This is a genomic window from Burkholderia sp. MSMB1078WGS (assembly GCF_001528895.1).
Lineage (GTDB): Bacteria > Pseudomonadota > Gammaproteobacteria > Burkholderiales > Burkholderiaceae > Burkholderia.
Genome location: NZ_LPDI01000064.1, coordinates 1 through 5,786, shown reverse-complemented (window position 1 = coordinate 5,786; position 5,786 = coordinate 1). Strand labels below are relative to the sequence as shown.

At 66.2% G+C, this 5,786-nt stretch carries 3 protein-coding genes; all 3 read right to left on the bottom strand.

The genetic code is table 11. The features are described 5' to 3' along the window. Window positions 1-164 (bottom strand): DUF2827 family protein (locus WT24_RS32950; RefSeq protein ID WP_373557239.1); only part of this gene is annotated, 164 nt, incomplete at its 3' end. Between the two features lie 387 nt (window positions 165-551). Further along, a complete protein-coding gene (locus WT24_RS16460) occupies window positions 552-1,214 on the bottom strand; it encodes an OmpA family protein (protein ID WP_012493551.1) in 663 nt (220 codons plus the stop codon). Window positions 1,215-1,334: 120 nt separating this feature from the next. After that, window positions 1,335-5,786, bottom strand: a 4,452-nt coding sequence (locus tag WT24_RS34415) for a YadA-like family protein (protein ID WP_179949360.1), incomplete at its 5' end; no start/stop codon positions are given.

Below are 5,786 nucleotides of genomic sequence, written 5' to 3'. Positions count from 1 at the left end.
GGGCCGACGCGATCCGAACGCTTGAGCATCATCGCGAGGAACGCGATGTTCTGGTGAATGCCGTTCTCCCAGATCGCTTGGCCGTCGCGCGCAAACAGCGAGATACCGACCGCCGGTCGTTGCTTGCGGGTGCCGCTCGCGGCGGCTTCATTGATGTCCGTCACCGGTTGTTTCCTCTGCGGCGTCGTGCGTCCGGGCATCGCGTCGAGCGTCTGGCCGGCAGCGGCGCGCCGTGGATCGTCATGGTTGGATTCGTGCCGGTGCGCCGCCGTGCGCGAATCGGGCGACGGGATTCGCGCGGCCGGCAGCCGGATTCCGGCGTGTCGCCGGCACGCCTCGCACGGCGCGCGTCGGGCAGGCTGCCCCGGCAACTGTCTGCCGGCGATTGTGGCATGGAAACCGCCGGTTTTGGCAGGGCGTGACGAACTTTGACATCGCCGCCGGCCAACGGGAGCGGGCGCCGACGAAGCGGCGCCCGGTCGTCCGGCGGCCTGCCGGCGCGGCGCGGTGGCCCGCCGGCTCGCGCGGCCGCATGAGCGGCCGCAGGCGGCTCAGTGCTGCAGCCGGATTTCGACGCGGCGGTTGCTGGCGCGGCCTTCCGGTGTCGCGTTCGAGGCGACCGGATCGGCCTTGCCGCGGCCCGAGACCGTCATCGAGTCGGTCTTCAGCCCGTGCGCCTTCAGATAGGCGGCGACCGATTCGGCGCGGCGCTTCGACAGCGCGAGGTTGTAGTCGTCGCTGCCCACCGAATCGGTGAAGCCGGTGACCGTCACCTGCGAGTACGTGCGATCGGCGCGCTCGCTCAACAGCCGGTCCAGCGATTCGCGCGCGGTCGGTGCGAGCGTCGCGTGATCGGTGGCGAACAGCGCGTCGCCCGACAGGTTCACGCGTTCGACCACGGCGGCGGCCGGCTCGGCGGCCGAGGCCGCTTCGGCCGGTGCGGCGCCGCACTGGAAGACCAGCGTGGCCGGATCGGATTTGTCGCGCAGCGCGCGGGCAGAGTCGACGGCGCGCACGGGCTCGTCGCCGCAGATCTTGCGGGCGGCCTTCATGCAGGTCTGGGGGCCCGACAGCAAGCCGTGGCAGTCCACCTGGAACGTGCGCACGCCGTCGCGCGGCTGCAGTTCTGAGGCGCTGAAGGTCGGGCCGGATGCGGTCGAGCACGCGGCGAGGGCCGTTGCGGAAAGCGCGAGCGCAAGAGCGAGTTTGTTCACGGTGACGTCCTTAAAGCTTGGGTTGACCGAGGCCCGCCGCGCGGCGCGCAGCGGGCTCGTCCTGTCGTCGGAGCCGCGGGCCGTCCGGCGGCGAGCCGAACGGCCGGGCGGCGCGACGCGTTACTTCCACTGATACAGCATGCCGGCGCCGATCACCTTCTGACCGCCGCTGAAACCGCCGTTGATCGACGCCTTCAGGTTCTCCGTGATGCGCGCCTGCATGTTGACCGCCATCGCCTTCTGGCCGAGGAAGGTCGACGTGCCCACGCCCATCCCGAAGTTGGCGTCGCGATCGAGCTGCGGGATCGACGCCATCGCGCCGACGGCCGCGATACCCTGCTTCGCCATCTGGTCGGTCTGCTGCAGTTGCGAACCCAACGAGTTGATCTGCGCCTGCTGGCCCGACAGTGCCGTCGACAGCGTCGTCTGCACCTGCGTCAGCTGGTTCACGTTCACCGCGTCGGTGCCTTGCGTACCCGGCGCGACGTTCGTGATCTGGCGCTGCTGCGTGTCGCTGCCGACCGACACCACGTTCGAGCGACCGCCGTCGTTCGAACCCGCGCCGATCGCCACCGAGTTCGAGCCGGCGGTGACGGTCGGGACGTCGGTGCCCTTGCCGTTCATGTCGGCCGCGATGCCGTTGTTGTTCGCCGCACGCGTCGTGTTGTTGTTGAGCGTCGTCGACAGCTGGTTCAACTGGTTGTTGATGTTCGTCACGCCGGTCGACAGCGACGCCACGTTGCTGTTCGTCGTGCTCAGGCCGGTAGACAGCGAGCCGATGCCCGTCGAGGTCGACGTGGACAGCGAGTTGACGTTGCTGTTCACCGTGCTGAGGCCCGTCGACAGCGAATTGATCGCGGTCGACGTGGACGTGGACAGCGACGCCACGTTGCTGTTCGTCGTGCTCAGGCCGGTCGACAGCGAGTTGATGCCGGTCGACAGCGACGCGACGTTCGATGCGGTAGACGTCGACAGCGTGTTGATCGCGTTATTCGTCGCGTTCAGCTGGCTGCCGTTGATCGCGTCCGTGCTCGTGGCCGAGATCCGGCCCGCGGCGACGTTGGTGATCTGGCGTTCCTGGCCCTGTGCGCCGACGCTCACCACGCCGACCGGCGAGCCGCCCGCGAACGGGTACGTGACGCCGCCGATCGTGGCGCTCGAGGTGCCGACCGCCGCGGCCGTGACCGAGTTCGCGCCGAGTGCGATCGAGTTCGCGACGTTCGCTTGCGCGTTCGTGCCGAAGGCGAGCGCGTCGGCGGCCGTGGCCTTGGCGGCCGAGCCGTAGGCCTGTGCGCCCGTGGCGCTGGCCGTGGCCTGGCTGCCCAGCGCGATCGTGTTGTCCGCGGTGGCCTGGTTCGAGCTGCCGAGGGCGAGCGCGCTGGCGCCGGTTGCCGTGTTCTGGTTGCCGAGGGACACCGCGCCGTCGCCGGTCGCCGTGTTGTTTGCGCCCGTCGCGACCGCGCCGTCGCCGGACGCCGTGTTGCCGGAGCCGATCGATACCGCCTTGCCGCCCGTTGCCGATGCGTTCTGGCCGATCGCGACCGCGCCTGCCGTCTGCGCGTTCGAGCCGTCGCCGACTGCGACGCTGCTGGCGCCCGCCGCGCTGGCGTTCACGCCGGCGGCGAGGGCGTTGGTGCCCGTGGCGCCGTCGTTGGCGTAGTTGGCTTGCTGCACGCCGTTGTCGTTGACGCTGTAGTAGTGCGTCTTCGCGGCGTTGATCGCGGTCGAGGTCGACGTGGACAGCGACGACACCGAGCTGTTCGTGCTGCTCAGGCCGGTGGACAGCGAGCCGATGCCGGTCGAGGTCGACGTGGACAACGACAGGATCGTGCTGTCCGTGCTGCTCAGGCCCGTGGACAGGGAGCTGATGCCGGTCGAGGTCGAGGTCGAGAGCGACGTGATCGAGCTGTTGGCGGACGACAGGCCGGTCGAGGTCGAGGTCGAGAGCGACGTGATCGAGCTGTTGGCCGTGGACAGGCCAGTCGAAGTCGACGTGGACAACGACGTGATCGAGCTGTTAGCCGTGGACAGACCGGTCGACGTCGAGGTCGAGAGCGACGTGATCGAACTGTTAGCCGTCGACAGGCCAGTCGAAGTCGACGTGGACAGCGACGTGATCGAGCTGTTAGCCGTGGACAGACCGGTCGACGTCGAGGTCGAGAGCGACGTGATCGAACTGTTGGCCGTCGACAGGCCAGTCGAAGTCGACGTGGACAGCGACGTGATCGAGCTGTTAGCCGTGGACAGGCCAGTCGAGGTCGAAGTCGACAACGACGTGATCGAGCTGTTAGCCGTAGACAGACCCGTCGAAGTCGAGGTCGACAGGGACGTGATCGAGCTGTTAGCCGTCGACAGGCCCGTCGAGGTCGAGGTCGACAACGACGTGATCGAGCTGTTGGCCGTGGAGAGACCCGTCGAGGTCGAAGTCGAGAGCGACGTGATCGAGCTGTTGGCCGTGGAGAGACCCGTCGAGGTCGAAGTCGAGAGCGACGCGATCGAGCTGTTAGCCGTGGAGAGACCCGTCGAAGTCGAGGTCGAGAGCGACGTGATCGAGCTGTTAGCCGTGGACAGGCCCGTCGAGGTCGAAGTCGAGAGCGACGTGATCGAGCTGTTGGCCGTGGAGAGACCCGTCGAGGTCGAAGTCGAGAGCGACGTGATCGAGCTATTGGCCGTGGACAGGCCAGTCGAAGTCGAGGTCGAGAGCGACGTGATGGAGCTGTTGGCCGTGGACAGGCCCGTCGAAGTCGAGGTCGACAACGACGTGATCGAGCTGTTAGCCGTGGACAGGCCCGTCGAAGTCGAAGTCGAGAGCGACGTGATGGAGCTGTTGGCCGTGGACAGGCCCGTCGAGGTCGAGGTCGAGAGCGACGTGATCGAGCTGTTGGCCGTCGACAGACCCGTCGAAGTCGAAGTCGACAGCGACGTGATCGAGCTGTTCGCCGTGGACAGGCCAGTCGAAGTCGAGGTCGACAACGACGTGATCGAGCTGTTAGCCGTGGACAGGCCAGTCGAGGTCGAGGTCGAGAGCGACGTGATCGAGCTGTTGGCCGTGGACAGGCCCGTCGAAGTCGACGTGGACAGCGACGTGATCGAGCTGTTAGCCGTCGACAGACCGGTCGAAGTCGAGGTCGACAGCGACGTGATCGAGCTGTTGGCCGTCGACAGACCCGTCGAAGTCGAGGTCGACAGCGACGTGATCGAGCTGTTAGCCGTCGACAGGCCAGTCGAAGTCGAGGTCGACAACGACGTGATCGAGCTGTTGGCCGTGGACAGGCCGGTCGAAGTCGACGTGGACAGCGACGTGATCGAGCTATTGGCCGTGGACAGACCGGTCGAGGTCGAGGTCGACAGAGACGTGATGGAGCTGTTAGCCGTCGACAGGCCAGTCGAAGTCGAGGTCGACAACGACGTGATCGAGCTGTTGGCCGTGGACAGGCCGGTCGAAGTCGACGTGGACAGCGACGTGATCGAGCTATTGGCCGTGGACAGACCGGTCGAGGTCGAGGTCGACAGAGACGTGATGGAGCTGTTAGCCGTCGACAGGCCAGTCGAAGTCGAGGTCGACAACGACGTGATCGAGCTGTTGGCCGTGGACAGGCCGGTCGAAGTCGACGTGGACAGCGACGTGATCGAGCTATTGGCCGTGGACAGACCGGTCGAGGTCGAGGTCGACAGAGACGTGATGGAGCTGTTAGCCGTCGACAGACCCGTCGAAGTCGAGGTCGACAGCGACGTGATCGAGCTGTTAGCCGTCGACAGGCCAGTCGAAGTCGAGGTCGACAACGACGTGATCGAGCTGTTGGCCGTGGACAGGCCGGTCGAAGTCGACGTGGACAGCGACGTGATCGAGCTATTGGCCGTGGACAGACCGGTCGAGGTCGAGGTCGACAGAGACGTGATGGAGCTGTTAGCCGTCGACAGACCCGTCGAAGTCGAGGTCGACAGCGACGTGATCGAGCTGTTAGCCGTCGACAGGCCAGTCGAAGTCGAGGTCGACAGCGACGTGATCGAGCTGTTGGCCGTGGACAGGCCGGTCGAGGTCGAGGTCGACAGAGACGTGATGGAGCTGTTAGCCGTCGACAGACCCGTCGAAGTCGAAGTCGACAGCGACGTGATCGAGCTGTTGGCCGTCGACAGACCGGTCGAAGTCGAGGTCGACAGCGACGTAATCGAGCTGTTAGCCGTCGACAGGCCCGTCGAGGTCGAGGTCGACAGGGACGTGATCGAGCTGTTGGCCGTCGACAGACCCGTCGAAGTCGAAGTCGACAGCGACGTGATCGAGCTGTTGGCCGTCGACAGACCGGTCGAGGTCGAGGTCGACAGAGACGTGATGGAGCTGTTAGCCGTCGACAGACCCGTCGAAGTCGAAGTCGACAGCGACGTGATCGAGCTGTTGGCCGTCGACAGACCGGTCGAAGTCGAGGTCGACAGCGACGTAATCGAGCTGTTAGCCGTCGACAGGCCTGTCGAGGTCGAGGTCGACAACGACGTGATCGAGCTGTTGGCCGTCGACAGACCCGTCGAAGTCGAAGTCGACAGCGACGTGATCGAGCTGTTGGCCGTGGACAGGCC